General features: G+C 71.3%; 12 protein-coding genes. 6 read left to right on the plus strand and 6 right to left on the minus strand.

The window, feature by feature from the left end; all coding sequences use genetic code 11:
• Positions 1 to 92: 92 nt before the first annotated feature.
• Positions 93 to 1,328 carry a PP2C family protein-serine/threonine phosphatase gene (locus tag ACIQUT_RS22755; RefSeq protein WP_403565108.1) on the minus strand — a complete coding sequence of 412 codons (1,236 nt, stop codon included), beginning with the start codon at positions 1,326 to 1,328 and terminating at the stop codon, positions 93 to 95.
• A 261-nt stretch (positions 1,329 to 1,589) separates the two neighbouring features.
• Between ACIQUT_RS22755 and ACIQUT_RS22760 the strand changes: the two genes are divergently transcribed.
• Positions 1,590 to 2,591, plus strand: coding sequence for a formylglycine-generating enzyme family protein (locus ACIQUT_RS22760; protein WP_403565110.1), 1,002 nt, complete (start codon positions 1,590 to 1,592; stop codon positions 2,589 to 2,591).
• Positions 2,592 to 2,679: 88 nt separating this feature from the next.
• On the opposite strand, the gene ACIQUT_RS22765 is transcribed toward ACIQUT_RS22760, so the two are convergent.
• A complete protein-coding gene (locus ACIQUT_RS22765; protein WP_403565111.1) occupies positions 2,680 to 5,031 on the minus strand; it encodes an arylsulfatase in 2,352 nt (783 codons plus the stop codon).
• A gap of 221 nt (positions 5,032 to 5,252) precedes the next feature.
• Between ACIQUT_RS22765 and ACIQUT_RS22770 the strand changes: the two genes are divergently transcribed.
• Both ACIQUT_RS22770 and ACIQUT_RS22775 read left to right on the plus strand, forming a co-directional pair.
• The gene (locus ACIQUT_RS22770) at positions 5,253 to 5,744 is read left to right on the plus strand and encodes an SRPBCC family protein (protein ID WP_403565113.1); all 492 of its coding nucleotides are present in this window, start codon (positions 5,253 to 5,255) and stop codon (positions 5,742 to 5,744) included.
• Positions 5,745 to 5,880: 136 nt separating this feature from the next.
• Positions 5,881 to 6,951 (plus strand): PI-PLC domain-containing protein, encoded by a 1,071-nt coding sequence (locus tag ACIQUT_RS22775; RefSeq protein ID WP_403565114.1) that lies wholly within the window; start codon positions 5,881 to 5,883, stop codon positions 6,949 to 6,951.
• Between the two features lie 87 nt (positions 6,952 to 7,038).
• Here the strand turns inward: ACIQUT_RS22775 and ACIQUT_RS22780 are convergent, their stop codons facing one another.
• Complete coding sequence (locus ACIQUT_RS22780; protein ID WP_403565115.1) at positions 7,039 to 8,286, minus strand: M20 family metallopeptidase; 1,248 nt, start codon at positions 8,284 to 8,286, stop codon at positions 7,039 to 7,041.
• 285 nt (positions 8,287 to 8,571) lie between these two features.
• On the opposite strand from ACIQUT_RS22780, the gene ACIQUT_RS22785 reads away from it, so the two are divergent.
• The gene (locus tag ACIQUT_RS22785; RefSeq protein WP_403565116.1) at positions 8,572 to 9,234 is read left to right on the plus strand and encodes a 2'-5' RNA ligase family protein; all 663 of its coding nucleotides are present in this window, start codon (positions 8,572 to 8,574) and stop codon (positions 9,232 to 9,234) included.
• Between the two features lie 82 nt (positions 9,235 to 9,316).
• Here ACIQUT_RS22785 and ACIQUT_RS22790 read toward each other — a convergent pair whose 3' ends face one another.
• Entirely contained in the window at positions 9,317 to 10,039 is a 723-nt protein-coding gene (locus tag ACIQUT_RS22790; RefSeq protein ID WP_403565117.1) for a lytic polysaccharide monooxygenase, read from the minus strand.
• Between the two features lie 64 nt (positions 10,040 to 10,103).
• Entirely contained in the window at positions 10,104 to 11,435 is a 1,332-nt protein-coding gene (locus ACIQUT_RS22795) for a fibronectin type III domain-containing protein (RefSeq protein ID WP_403565119.1), read from the minus strand.
• Between the two features lie 696 nt (positions 11,436 to 12,131).
• Here ACIQUT_RS22795 and ACIQUT_RS22800 point away from each other — a divergent pair.
• Positions 12,132 to 12,986, plus strand: a complete 855-nt coding sequence (locus tag ACIQUT_RS22800) for a papain-like cysteine protease family protein (RefSeq protein WP_403565121.1) — start codon at positions 12,132 to 12,134, stop codon at positions 12,984 to 12,986.
• A 24-nt stretch (positions 12,987 to 13,010) separates the two neighbouring features.
• The gene (locus ACIQUT_RS22805; RefSeq protein ID WP_403565122.1) at positions 13,011 to 13,952 is read left to right on the plus strand and encodes a hypothetical protein; all 942 of its coding nucleotides are present in this window, start codon (positions 13,011 to 13,013) and stop codon (positions 13,950 to 13,952) included.
• 77 nt (positions 13,953 to 14,029) lie between these two features.
• On the opposite strand, the gene ACIQUT_RS22810 is transcribed toward ACIQUT_RS22805, so the two are convergent.
• Positions 14,030 to 14,533 carry an RICIN domain-containing protein gene (locus ACIQUT_RS22810; RefSeq protein WP_403565124.1) on the minus strand — a complete coding sequence of 168 codons (504 nt, stop codon included), beginning with the start codon at positions 14,531 to 14,533 and terminating at the stop codon, positions 14,030 to 14,032.
• Between the last annotated feature and the right edge of the window lie 154 nt (positions 14,534 to 14,687).

Consider the following 14,687-nt stretch of genomic DNA (forward strand, 5'->3'; position numbering starts at 1 on the left):
TCGGCCCCGAAGTCCCGGCTCGGGCACCGCGCCCGAGGCGAACGTCCCCGCCGGGTCGAACCGGTAGCGGGCCGGGGATGCGAGGTGCGAGGTCAGAGGCGGATGATGACCAGGGCGGTGTCGTCCGTGGCACCGTCGGCCGGGAGCATGTCCGTGAGAAGCGCGGTGGCGAGGGTTTCCGGGTCGCTTCCGCGGTGGCCGGCGAGGCAGTGGGCGAGGCGGGCCAGGCCGGTGTCGATGTCCTCGTGGCGACGCTCGATGAGGCCGTCGGTGTAGAGGGCGAGAGTCGCGCCCGGGATGAAGCCGGTTGTCGCCTGGGGGTAGGAGGTGGGGCCCGGGCGGACGCCGAGCGGGGGGTCGGTGGCCTGGTCGAGGAACGCGACCGAGCCGTCAGGGTGTACCAGTGCAGGTGGCAGGTGACCTGCACTGCTGTAGGTGATCGTATGGTCGACGAAGTCGATGAAGGTGCTGATGGCGGTGGTGGACTCGGCGCCGTCGACGAAGGGGGCGTACAGGTCGAGAGCGTCCAGGGCAGCCGCCGGTCCGTCTGCGACGCGGGTGGCGGCGCTGAGAGCGCTGCGGAGCTGGCCCATGACGCAGGCGGCGGGCAGGCCGTGCCCGACCACGTCGCCGACGGCGACCGCGACACGGCCGCCGGGCAGTTCGACGAGGTCGTACCAGTCGCCGCACACGTTCAAGGCTCTGGTGGCGGGCCGATAGCGTACGGCGGTTGCGCATCGTGCCGGCGGTTGAGGCTTGGGCAGCATGGCTTCCTGGAGGGCCAGGGCCACTTCACGCTCCTGGGCGTGGGCCCGGCGCAGGCGCTCGTTGACCTCCTGCAGTTCCCGGGCACGGGTGTAGAGCTTCGCTTCGAGCGCCAGCGTCTGGCCGGCTGCGTCCTCGCCCTGTCGTGTGCGGGCGCGGATGAGCTCCGTGACCTCCTCCACACGGTGCACAATCAGCTCCACGCGACCTCCGGCATCAAGGACAGGTGCGAAGACCGAGCTCCAATACCGCTCCTCCCATTCGCCCGGCCGCTCGGGATTCTCGATGTCGTAGCGTTGCAGCGCCATGGCGTCCTGCTCCCCGGTGGCCAGTACCCGTTGCAGCGACGCCTGGAGACCACGTGCTGCGGTGGTATCCGGATCCTGCGGGTTGGCGGGAAAGACATCGAACGCACCGCGCCCGATCATCTGCTCCGAGGAGCGCCCGGCCTGACGGCCATAGGCGTCGTTGACGTCGACATACACCAGATCCGGGGTGAGCAGAGCCACTGCGCCGGGCAGGGCCCTGAAAGCGGCCCTGTAGTCGATCGCGGGTGTGGTCATGGTGCATCACCGCCTGCGCGCAGCCGTGGGGGATCGTGTGGCTCACCATAGGCCCGGGACTCAGCCGCAGTGGCGAACCCGCCGCGGACACGCAGCGCTGCACCACCGGCGCGGCACGTCTGCTGCCGAGGACGATCGGGTGACAGCTTCTGCGATGCGAGCGGCGTCGCCGCACGGCGCGAAGACGTGTCGTCCTCCGCCCGGAGAGGAGCCATACCCCAAAATCGTCCGAAGCGGTCCGATCGCGGTGAAGGGCAGACAATGACAGACGGCGAGGGGCGCCCGGCATGCTGCAACCCGTCCCGACCGGACTCGGCGGTGGCGGTGGCGGTGGCGGTGGCCGACCCTGCGGCGCAGGCCGCGCTCGAAAGCTCCGCAGAATGCAGCCCGTCTGTGGACGGGATGGTGCGGCTGGAGGCCGCCACGTTCCTGATGGGCTGCCAGGACCGCCGGTGGGTGGTGCCCGGCGACGGCGAGAGCCCGGTCCATGAGGTGTCGCTCGCACCGTACTGGATCGACCGGTGCGCGGTCTCCAATACGGACTTCGGCGCCTTCACGGCCGCGACGGGATACGTGACGGAGGCCGAGCAGTACGGCTGGTCTTTCGTTTTCGCCGGGCTGCTGCCGCCCGGCTTTCCCGACACCCGCGCCGTCGCCGCCGCCCCGTGGTGGCGGCAGGTCCACGGCGCCTGCTGGCGCCATCCCGAAGGCCCCGGCTCCGGCCTGGAAGGCCGTGCCGACCACCCGGTGGTGCACGTCTCCTTCAACGATGCCTCCGCCTATGCCGCCTGGGCCGGCAAGCGCCTGCCCACCGAGGCGGAGTGGGAGTACGCCGCCCGCGGCGGTCTGGAACAGGCCGCATTCCCCTGGGGCGAGGACATCGAGCCCAGCGGCACGCGCAGGATGAACGTGTGGCAGGGCCGCTTCCCCGACCACCACACCCGCCCCGACGGCTGGTACGGCACCGCCCCCGTGACCGCCTACCCGCCGGGCGGCCACGGCCTGTACAACGCGTGCGGCAACGTCTGGGAGTGGTGCGCCGACTGGTACGCCCCCGATTACTACGTGCGCAGCCCCCGCGACAACCCCACCGGACCCTCGCTCGGTACCGCGAAGGTGATCCGCGGCGGCTCGTATCTGTGCCACGCCTCCTACTGCCGCCGCTATCGGGTCGCCGCCCGCAGCTCCAGTACACCGGACAGCAGTACCGGCCACCAGGGTTTCCGCTGTGCCGCTGACGCCCGGCCCCTCCACGCTCCCTGACCGCCCCGACCACCGCTCCCGGCAAGGGCCCCGAGCACGCCCGCGCCGCCCGGCTCGGAGTGTCCCCTGGCCGGGCGGCGCGGGAGCGTCAGTCGCGGTGGAACATGCCGATGAGTTCCTTCTCCACGTCCGCGAAGGCTTCGCCGCTGACGTCCACCACCACCCGATGGATCGTGCCGCCGAGGAACCCGAAGGGCGTTTCGTAGTCGCCGGAGACCGGCTGGCTGGTGTCCCTGCCGACCCCGAGGCCCTCGCCGACCAGGGAGAAGCTGCCCGGCTGGGTCTTGATGTCGGCCTCGGCGACCTGCCGGTCGCCGACGTGGAGGGTGAGTGTCCCGTGCGTACTTCCCTGCTCGTCACGCTTGCCTGCCCGGAAGGCCACCGAGAACGTGAGGTCCCCGGTGCCGACCGGATCCGGTGAGCTGACCTTCTGCTCCATGCGGCCGAGCCAGTTGTAGACGTAGTGCAGGTGCCCGTCCTTCAGGTACAGGCTGTGACCGCCGAAGCGACCGCCGTGGGAGAAGAGCACGCCTTGGGCCTCGGGGGTGTCCAGGCGGGTCTCGGCGACGATCGTGTAGGAGCGCCCGCGGATGTTGACGGCCACGGTCTCCGGCACGTCTGCGCAACCGGGGTAGTAGACGTACCGGTCGCGGGGCTTGGACAGCTGGGGCCGGGGTGTGGCCAGGATTTCCACTGGGCTGCGGTCGTCCAGCGGCAGGCCGTTGTACTTGGCCGCTTCCCGAGCCCACAGGCGTTTGAGCTCTTCGAGCTTCTCCGGATGCCGTGTGGCCAGGTCGCGGTTCTCCGAGCGGTCCTCGCGCAGGTTGTACAGCTCCCATACGTCCTGTTCGAAGTGGCTCCAGTTGGACGGCGCCGGCGGATGGGCCGTGGCGGCGTGCCAGCCGTCGTGCCAGATCCCGCGGGTGCCGAGCATCGTGTAGAACTGCGTCTGCCGCGGCTCGGGGGCCTGCGCGTCCTCGATCACCCTGCGGAAGCTTGCGCCCTCGATCGGATTCTGCGTGACGCCCTTGACCACGTCCGGGGGCTGGATGCCGACCAGGTCGTAGATCGTCGGCACGATGTCGATGGCGTGCACGTACTGGTGGCGGATCCCGCCCTTCTGCCTGATGCCCCTGGGCCAGGCGATGATCATGGGGTCGGCGATGCCGCCTTCGAAGGAGACCCAGCGCTTCCAGTACTTGAACGGGGTGTTGAAAGCCCACGCCCACCCGGTGGGGTAGTGGTTGTAGGTTTTCGTGCTGCCCAGGTCGTCGAGGTGGCGCAGGTTCTCGGCGATGTCGTCGGCCACGCCGTTGAAGAAGTTCATCTCGTTCATCGACCCGTTCGGGCCGCCCTCGGCGCTGGCGCCGTTGTCCGAGACCGCGACGATGATGGTGTTCTCCAGCTGCCCGGACTCCTCCAGGTAGTCCAGCAGGCGTCCGATCTGCGCGTCGGTGTGGGCGACGAAGCCGGCGAAGACCTCGGCCATTCGGGCGAACAGGCGCTTTTCGTCGGCGTTCAGTGACTCCCACGGGCGGACGAAGTCCGTGGCCGGCCAGGGCTGTCCTGACGGCCCTGTCGCCTCGGGTTCGCCGTGCGGGTTGATCGGGGTGAGCTCCGTGCCCTCGGGCAGGATGCCCAGTTCGATCTGGCGCTGGAGCGTCATCCGGCGGTAGACCTCGTAGCCGTCGTCGAACTTCCCCGCGTACCGGTCCGCCCACTCCTTGAAGATGTGGTGCGGCGCATGGCCGGCACCCGGGCAGAAGTAGGTGAACCAGGGCTTCTCCGGGGCGATGACCTTTGCATCCCGGATGAACTGGATCGTCCGGTCCGTCAGGTCCTTCGACAGGTGGTAGCCCTGCTCCGGAGTGTACGGAGGGTCGATCGGGTGGTTGTCGTACACGAGGTCCGGGTACCACTGATCGGCCTCACCGCCCAGGAACCCGTAGAAGCGTTCGAAACCGCGGCCCAGCGGCCAGTGCCGCTTCGAGGACGCCAGGTTCGCCTCGTCCGAGGGGACGAGATGCCACTTGCCCAGGGCGTAGGTGTTCCAGCCCCGCTCCACCAGTACTTCGGCCAGGCTCGCGTTCTCGAACGGGATGCGCCCGTTGGACCCGGGGAAGCCGCTGGTCATCTCGGCGACACAGGCCATGCCGTTGCTCGTCGCGTTGCGGCCGGTCAGCAGGCAGGCCCGCGTCGGGGAGCACAGCGCGGTGGTGTGGAAGTTGGTGAACCTCACCCCCATGTCGGCGATCCGGCGCATCGCCGGTGTCTCCACCAGCCCGCCGAAGACGTCGAAGGTGCCGAAGCCCACGTCGTCCCACACCAGGTACAGCACGTTCGGCGAGCCCTCGGGCGCCTGCGGCTGCTTGTACGGCTCCCAGTCCGGCACCGACTGCCGGATGTCCTCCTGGATCACGCCCTTGAACGGAACAGCCATCCCTACACGTCTCCTCGCACGTCCAGGCGGAGGCCTCGACCTCTGACGGGTGAAACGTCCCCCGCTCAAGGTGACCGTTAGACCGGATCGGACATCAGTCATCCCATTGGCGGCACCAACCCTGAGGGACCTCCCGCGCCAGGCGACGATGAGCACGGCGGAGGCACGCCTGCCAGGTGCCCCGCCCCTCCCCGAGCCGCCGTCGGAAGGGCCGAGACCCCATGAAATACCAGCTGCGTGCCGAAGACCTCGGATTCCTGGACCGCGCCCCCTTCCGGCAGTCCTGCACCCGAGAGCTCCACGCACCCTCGGACGCCGTCTTCGACCAGCTCGCCGCCCACCCGGAGAACTGGCCCCGCTGGTTCGCCCCGGCGAACGACGTCCACTACGAAGGCGCACCCCCCTACGGAAAGGGCTCGACACGCTACTTCCGCCTGTACCGCATCATCCGGGCCCGCGAACAGATCACCGCCTGGGACCCCGGCGAACGCTTCGCCTACCGCGCCCACGAAGCCAACGCACCCGGCGTCTCGGCCCTGATGGAACAGTGGACCCTGCAACCCACGTCGGAAACGACGACGGCCGTCAGCTGGACCCTCGCCATCGACTCCAAGCCCCCCGTCCACCTGCTCCTGCGCGCCAGCCGGCACCACATCGACAAGCTCTTCCGCAAGGCGACGAAGCAACTCGAAGAGCTGTGCCGCCACTCTTGACCACCAGTTGCATTGAGTCGGTCCCGCACTGACGCCGCGAGCCGGCAAACCTTCCCGGCCAGAGCACCGGCGTCGCGTTTCGGCCGGGCGTGTCCGCGGGGGCGCGGATCGCGGGTGCGCACGCTACCCTCCGGCCATGATTGGCATGAACATGCTGCGGCTGCGGAGAAGCGGCCGGTACCCACTGGTGTGCCTCCTCCTGATGGCACTCCTCGGCACGGCGACCGCCGCGGCCGCCTCGGCCCCGGCCCGTACCCCCGCCGCCGCTCCCCCCACCACCGTCACCGCCCCCGCCGGCTCACGGGCGGCCGAGGCCGCGGCCGCCCGCTGGGGCGAGCGCCGCCTCGACGAGGCCGCGTTCCTCACCACCCACAACGCCTTCACCAACTACGAGGACTCCCGCTGGAGTTCGGTGAACCAGTCCGAGTCGGTGCGCCACCAGCTCGACCACGGCGTCCGCGGCCTCAGCCTGGACACGCACTGGTACGAGCGCAGCACCTGGCTGTGCGTCATCAGCTTCGGCAGCGACTGCTACCCCAGCGACGTGTACCTGTGCCACGGCGACTGCAAGACGTTCGCCGGTGCCACGTACGCCCTGCCGCGCCAGTCCTTCCACGGCACGATGCAGACCGTGGTGGACTTCCTCGCCTCCCACCCCCAGGAGGTCGTGACCGTCTTCCTGGAGGACTACGTCAGCGCCGAGCAGCTGCAGCAGTCCCTCGGCCGCGTACGGGGCCTGCCCGAGCTGCTGTTCCGGCCCGACGAGTGGGGCGTACGGCAGCACGGCTGGCCCAAGGTCGCCGACATGGTCACCGCCGGCAAGCGCCTGCTGATCCTCTCCGACCGGTCCGACCGCGAGCACCTGGGCGTCATGTACGACCGGTCCTGGACGGTCAGCAACTACTGGAGCCTCGGGGACATGGGCAACGACCTCGCGTGCGTCAGCCGCTGGGCCGACGTGCCCCTGGACCGCCGGGAACCCGGATTCCGGCGGCTGTTCACCATGAGCCACCACCGCAACGTGCCCACCGTCCTCACGGCCGCCCTGGACAACGGCAGCAAGCTGCGGAACCGCATCGCCGGGCAGTGCCGGGAGGCGGCCGGGGGCCGCACCCCGAACTTCGTGTCCGTCGACTTCCACCGGCTCTCGGACAGCAGCGGCCACACGCCCGCCTCGATCGTCGCGGAGCTCAACGCGGGCCCGTGAGGCAGACCCGTCCCGGCGCGACGGCGTCGCAGTACCGCAGTACCGCAGTACCGCGGCATCGCAGTACCGCGGCGCCGTCGCGCTCCGTCATGGCGACGCGGGTTTCTCCCCTCCCCCGGCCAGGTGGTGGAGGGCGACGGCCGTGTGCACGGCGACGCCCGTGGCCATGGCGTCCTCGTCGAAGACGACGCGGTGGGAGTGGCAGTCCGGGCCGCCTTCCGCCGGTGCGGAGGGCGGCCGCGCCCCGAGCACGGCCATCGCGCCGGGCACCCGCTCCAGGACGTAGCTGAAGTCCTCGGCACCCATGACCGGTTCGGGGAGCTCCCGGGCCAGGCCGGGGCGGACCAGGGCGGCGGCCTCGACGACGGATTCCGTGAACGCGGCGTCGTTGTGCAGGACGGGATAGCCCTCGACCAGGGCCACGTCCGCGTCCGCACCGTGTGCGGCCGCCACATGGCGAGCCACCTGCTCGATCCCGGTGCGCAGCCGCACCCGGGTCTCCGCGCTCATGGTGCGGAAGGTGCCGTGCAGTTCGGCGGTCTCCGGGATGATGTTGGTGGTCGTGCCGGCCTGGATGCGGGCGATGGTCACGACTGCCGGGTCGAAGACGTCCACGGTGCGGGTGACGAGGGTCTGCAGCGCCTGCACGATCGCGCAGGCGACCGGAATGGGGTCGAGGGCGCGGTGGGGCGCGGAGGCGTGCCCGCTCCGGCCGCGGACCGTGATGTGGATCTGGTCCGCGGCGGCGTACACCGGGCCCGGTCGCACGTACAGGGTGCCGCTCTCGAAGCGCGTGGTGACGTGGAGCGCGAAGGCGGCCTCCGCACCACGCCCCGCGGGGGTGTCGAGCACCCCCTCCTCGATCATGTAGCGGGCTCCGCCGCCGTTCTCCTCGGCGGGCTGGAACATGAACACCACGTTCCCGCTCAGCTCCGCGCGACGGGCGGCCAGCAGCCGGGCGGCGCCGACCAGCATCGCCGTGTGCAGGTCGTGGCCGCAGGCGTGCATGGCGCCGGGCACGCCGGAGGCGAACTCCAGGCCGGTGTCCTCCTGCTGGGGGAGGGCGTCCATGTCGCCGCGGAGCAGGACCGTGGGGCCGGGGCGGGCGCCGTGCAGGGTCGCGGTGACGGAGCTGAGCCGGTCTCCCGTGGTGACGGTCAGCGGGAGTCCTGCCAGGGCGTCGAGGACCGTGCGCTGGGTGCCCGGCAGGTGCAGGCCCAGCTCCGGGGCACGGTGCAGGGACCGGCGTACGCCGATGACCTCGGGGAGGAGCGCGCGGGCCTCCCGGAGCAGGGTGGTGGGCTCCGGCAGCGGCGGGCGGGAACCGGCGGTCATGCCCGCGCCCCCGTCCGGTGTCCCGCGTCGACGCGGCTGTCGGCGTACGGGGCGGGACAGGAGCCCGCCTCGGCCGGAGTACCGACCGGCAGGGTCATGCACACGGAGCACCTCCACACGACGCTACGGCGGGCGGGGCGGGCAGCCGTGCCGCCGTCCCTCCCGGTCCGGCGGACACCCGGGCCGCTCGGACCCTGCCCACGCAGACCGCGTACCACGCAGCGGTCCGGCGGCGGTCTCCCGACGGTGATCCGACTCACTGCGCCTCGGCGTCATCATGGCACCGTGAACGCGTTTCCGAACGGCGGCGGCGGAAGCGGGGCCCCCGGGGTGCCCGACCTCCCCGGCGCCCCGGGCGTCCCCGGCGTCCCCGGCGTCCCCGGCTTCCTCGATGTCGCCCCCACGCCGCGGACCGCTGTCGCGTGGCTGCCCCCGGCCGGGCTGTGGCCGGCCATCCAGAGCATCCGGGCCGTGCACGACCCCCAGATCCGGCGGTGGCCGCCGCACGTGAACCTGGTCTTCGGCTTCGTCCCGGAGTCCGACTTCCCGGTGGCGGCGCCGCTGCTGGCCGCCGCGGCCGCCGCGTCGGAGCCGTTCGACGTCCGCCTCAGCGGGGTGCGCTTCTTCCGCCACCGCGCGTACTCGACGGTGTGGCTAGACCCCGCCGCGGCCGGGCCCGCTCCCTGGGCTGCCCTTGAGCGGGACCTGATCGAGCCGTTCCCCCGCTGCGGCGGCCGCTTCCCGCGCTTCACGCCCCACCTGTCGCTCGGCCGTACGCACGATCCGCGGCGCCTGGCCGCGGACTGCGAGGCCCGCCTGGGCAGCCTGGCGGCGCGGGTCGAGGAGGTCGTGCTGCTCTCCCGCCGCGGCGAGGGGCCCATGCGGCCCCGCGTCGCGGTCGCCCTCGGCACGGGCGCGGTGCGCCGGTGTGCAGAGGCCGGGGAGTGAGGGAGTGAGGGAAGTGAGGGAAGGGAAAGGCCCCGAGCCCGGGTGGGGGCGCCCGGGCTCGGGGTTCGCCTGCCGGCGCCGCCTACTTGAAGGTGACGTCCGAGCAGGAGTAGAAGGCCTCCTCGCTCTGGAAGGAGCCGTCGGGCCGCTTCAGCCCGTGCCAGACCGTGTAGATGAGGTGCTTGCCCTTCTTCTCCGGGAGCACCGCCTTGAAGGTGAACGCCTTGGCGCCGAGGTAGCCCGAGGGCGCCGCGGTGGCCGCCGTGTTGTCCGCGCTGAGGAAGGGGGTGTCCTCCAGGTCCGACCACTTCAGCGGCTTCTTCGGGTCGTAGCCGTCCTTGGTGACGTACATCTCCATGCGGTACGGGTTGTGCAGCGCGCTGATGTCGTAGCGCAGGTCGTACTCGGCGCCGCCGGGCAGGGTGGTGGAGGGGAAGTCGTCCCGCGCCAGGTCCAGGCCGGAGAACTGCGCGTTGCCGGCGCTGCACAGCTTGCCGTCGGGAATGCGGGCGCGGTGCTGCGGGGAGGAGGTGGGGGTGCTGTGGTCGATGGCCCGGCCCTGGACGATGGACTTCCAGTCGCCGGGGATGCCGGGGCTCTGGGCGAGGGCCAGCCGGCAGGCCTCGCTCGCCTTCGGGTTCTTGGTGCAGGCGACGCTGCGGCTCACCGGGTCGGCGGTGGAGCCGTGGGCCGAGGCGGGCGCGGAGCCGAGGGTGGTCACGGCGAGGGGGAGGGCGACGAGCGCGGTGAGGCGCAGGGCGGCGGTGCGGCGGGAGGCCGCGGGGGCGGGCGGGGTCGGGCTCATGCGGGATGCTCCTGGCTGGTCATGGGTCGGGGGTGCGGCGTGGGCCGTCGGGGCGGGCGGGCGGTCAGCCGCCGGTCTGCACGGTCAGCTCGCGGGAGAACGCGCCCCACTTGCCGTCGCCGAGGCGCGCCCGGATCTTCACGGAGTACGTGGTGCCGGGGTGGGCGCCGACGAGCACCTCGCGGGAGGCCTTGCCCGTGGGGACGGGCAGCACCGGGTCGCCGGTGCCCCACATGAAGGTCTGGGCGGGCTTGCCGTTCAGGTAGACCTGGTAGGTGCTGACCTGGCCGACGCCCTGCGGAACGGACCATGTGAGGTTCAGGTAGTGCTGGGTGACGGTGCCGTCCTGCTTCGTGGCGGTGGTGGCGGCGAAGTCGCCGGGGGCGCCGGTGCCGACGCCGTTCCCGTCGGGCGCCGCGGCGGTCGTCACCGGTGCCTCGCGGGTCGGGTCGGATTCCTTGCCGGAGGCGTCGACGGCGGTGACCTTGAACCGGTAGGCGGTGCTCGGGGTCAGGCCGGAGACGGTGGCCGAGGCGGCCTTGCCGTCCGCCTCCTGGATCTTCGTGCCGTTGCGGTAGATCCGGTAGCCGGTGACGGCGACGTCGTCGGTGGCCGCGTGCCAGCGCAGGGAGGCCTGGTACGGGCCCGAGGCGGTCGCCTCCAGGTCGGCGGGGATGACCGGCTTCGCCTTGTCCTGGCCGGGCGCCGCGTGCGTGGTGAGGACGATGTCCTTGCTGAAGCCGGTGGTGCGGCCGTCCGCGCGGACGGCGCGGACCTTGAACGCGTAGCGGGTGGCGGGGGCCAGCCGCTCGATGTCGGTCATCGTGTCCTTGGCGGTCTTGACCTGCTTGCCGTCCTGGAAGACCTCGTAGCGGACGATCTCGGCTCCGCCGGCGGGCGGCTTCCACATCAGGTGGACGGCGGTGTGGTCCTTGACGAAGGAGCCGCTGTCGGCGGGGACGGCGGTACCGGTGCCGGTGTCGGTGCCCGACGCGCCGTTCACCTTGCATCCGCTGATCTTGGGTATCCCCTTGCCGGCCGGGTTGATCCCGACCTTGACGGCGCGGGTGCCCTTGGCGGCCACGTCGGCGCGGTCGCCGATCGGCTTGACGGTGACGTGCTTGCCGTCCTGGCGCAGTTCGTACGCCCAGGGGTTGTCGATGGTGACCTGCCCCTGCGACACGTCGAACTCGGCGGTCCAGTCCCGTACGGGCCGGTCCCCCTTGTTGGCCAGGGAGACCTCGCCGGACGCCCACCACGCGGTGGCCTGGTCCGCGACGCGGCAGGCGGCGCCGAGGCCGTCCTCCTCTCCGGCGTTGGCGGCCACGGGGATGACGACGGAGCCGACCCCGACGACGACGACCGCGCAGGCCAGGGCAATTCGCTTTCGGGACATCAGAAACCTCTTGGTAAAGCCGATCCGCCGGTACGGCGGCGGCATCGGAAGTGCCTCGGTCAACACCGCTGACCCTAAGGGCGCTTTGAGGCGCGAAAGGGCTTCCGAGTGCCCGCGGGGACGCTGTTATCCGTCCCTTAAGGTCCGGATAGGACACCCTTGAACCCCTGCCCGCGGGTATCGACACTGCGAGCACGACGGGTCACGCTCCGTCCCGGCGCCGCGGAGAACGGCGATCGCCGACCTGATGCCGGCCGTTCACTTCCCGAGCGATTCCCCATTGGAAAATATATGGAGAGTCACACGGCATGCACGCTCGGCTATTCGGCTATTTGACGGCGCATCCAATAACGGGCCACACAGTGTCAAGTTCACGTAAAGTCCGCGCACCATCGAACCGGCCGAGATGGACTGGACCATCCTTCCCGCCGCCCCCAAGTACCCATGCCCCAAAGAAGAATTGACGTTCCATCACTTCCCGTCGGGCGGTGGTTGAACGGGCGACATCTTTGCGCGTAGAGCAACATCGTTCAGATCGCCCTTTCTCTCTGGCAGGATTCCCGGCACCCCATCCAATCGAGGAAAGCGGTACCGATATGCCCGGCCACGGAACCATGGCCGGGCTGCAGCGCCATGCAGTGTCGGCCCGCGGGTCACCCCCCTCTCGGTTCAAGGAGCACGATGCACAAACGTCGCATGTCCCGCGGCAAGAAGGCCGTGATAGCCACGGTCACCGCGGCCCTCTCCGGCGGCCTGCTGTTCGGCTTCGGCGCCCTCGCGCAGGCCGGTTCGGTCAGCGGCACCGTCTACGGCGGGCAGGGCAACTACCGGACGGTCAACCACCGCGTCAAGCCGTCCCTCTCGGCCCAGATCAACGGCTCCTCGAAGGCCGGCGACCGGATCCAGATGTCCTGCCGCGCCACCGGGGACACCGTGGAGAACAACAACCGGTGGATCTACACCGGCTCCTACTACATCGCCGACGCGTTCATCCGTGAGAACACCACCGGCCTGCCCGTCTGCGGCGCGACCCCGACCCCGAAGCCGACCAAGCCCAACCCCGGCCCGGTGACGGCGAAGTCGCTGAACATCGACATGCAGAAGCAGGTCAGGACGCAGTGGTGCTGGGACGCCTCGGGCGTGACCATCGCCAAGTACTGGGGCCGCAACGTCACCCAGGAGCGGTTCTGCCAACTCGCCGCCCAGGGCACGTGGGTGGACTGCAACAACCAGCCGGCGACGCTGGAGGACATGGCCAACGGCCTGGCCAAGCTGGGGATGGGCAACAGCGGCCGCAGCCTGTACCGCAACGCCTCGTTCAACGAGTCGACCGCCGAGATCGCCGCGGGCCGGCCGTTCGCCGTCCGGTTCGGCTGGCGCAGCGGCGGCGGGCACATGAACGTCATCTACGGCTACGACAGCGCCACCAACATGATCGCCGTCGGCGACCCGTGGCAGACCACCCAGACCTACACCTGGTGGAACTACTCCACCTACGTGAACAACAACTCGTTCCAGTGGACCCACTCCCGGGTCGGCATCCAGGGCTGACGAGAGGACCCGAACATGCACACCATGCAGACCATGCGTCGCTTCCGGCGCACCGCGGTCCGGGCAGCCGTCCTGGCCACCACCGCGCTCGCCGCCACCCTCTGCGGGAACGTTTCCGCCCAGGGCGCGGACGGCGACGGGATCGCCGGCTACCAGTCCGCACAGCAGACCCTCAGCAGCGACCAGGTCCGGGACACCGTCTCCCGCTTCCTGGTACAGACCCGGCAGCCCGGCGGTCCCGCCGCCGCGGACGGCGGCAGCCAGGGCGGCCCCGCCAACGCGCCCGCCGCTGCCGCCGCACCGCCCCGGTTCGACCTCAAGGACCCGGTGCCGATGTTCGAGATCAGCCCCGAGTTCGTGTCCGGCAAGAGCCAGAACAGCCCGCAGACCGCGCTGCGGCTCTCCTACCTGGCCTCCCGGGTGAACGCCTCCGACGGCCGCCCCGCCTCCGTACTGCTCGCACCCCAGGGGAACCCTTCCTCCACGGGCAGCAGCCCGCAGACCCCGGGCGCCGAGGGCTGGCAGCTGGCCGGCATCCGCGACGGGGACAAGGACCTCAGCCTGGCCGAACGCGGCACCCCGCAGGCCCGCGTCTTCACCGAGCCGCAGATCCACGCCTGGTACCGGCTCACCGCCGAGGGCATGGTCGAACCGCTCAACGACGAGGCGAACACCGGCCTCGGCGGCAAGCGCTCCCTCCCCCTCGCCGCCTACCAGAAGCTGGTCACCGCCCGGTACGGCGACAAGCTGCCCGGCTCCGAGTACGACCGCAAGGGCCTGGCCGGCGGCTACGCCGAGCTCACGGAGGACCAGCCGGAGCGGACCGCGGCCGCGGCGGCCGCGGACGGGCAGTCGGCGGACGAGGCGTCCTGGCAGCCCGTCGCCGTCACCGGGGTCGCCGCCCTGGCGGCGGTCGGCGGTGCCGCGGTGTACGCCCGGCGCCGGCGGAGGCTCTCCCCGCTCTGACCGCATCCCCTCCGCATGCCGGAACGGCGCCCGTCCACCGCAGTGGACGGGCGCCGTCGCCGTGCTGCCGTCCGGCCTCAGCGCCAGGTCTGGTACGGGCTCTTCTGGCTGTGGGTTCCGCACGGGAAGGTGCGCAGGTGATGGGCCGGGCTGTCGTCCAGGCACAGGCCGGTCTGCTGGTTCTTCAGCTCGACCGCCCCGTCCGGGTAGCGGTGGACGAACCAGCTCTGGTCCTTGGCCTTGTCGCACGGATACGGCGCGACCCGGCCCGCCGGGCTGTCGGTCAGGCACCTGCCCGTCTTGATGTTCCGCAGTTCACGGGTGCCGTCGGCCCACTGGTGGACGTTCCACTTCTGGTGGTCGTTGCCCAGGCAGGCGTATGTGCGGATCCCGTGCTCGCTGTCGTCCAGGCAGGCGGAGGTCGCGTTGTTGCGGAGGGTCTGGACGCTGTCCGCCGCGGCCGCGGGAACGGCGCCGGCCTCCGTGGTGAACGTGGCTGTGGCCAGCCCGGCGGCGAGCAGCGCGCACGCGAGGGCAGCGGCGGCCCGGAGCCTCTTCGCGGTCGTCGGAACGGTGTTCATGGCTCTCCTCGGTGAGGGGGTGGGTGGGGAGGGATGTGGTGGGTGGGGAGGCGGGGGGGGGGGGGGGGGGGGGGCCCCCCCCCCCCCCCCCCGCCGGGGCCCCCCCCCCCCCCCCCCGCGCCGGGGCCCGGCGCGAGGGGTTGGACACGGCCCC

Source organism: Streptomyces sp. NPDC090445 (assembly GCF_044769385.1).
Taxonomy (GTDB): Bacteria; Actinomycetota; Actinomycetes; order Streptomycetales; family Streptomycetaceae; genus Streptomyces.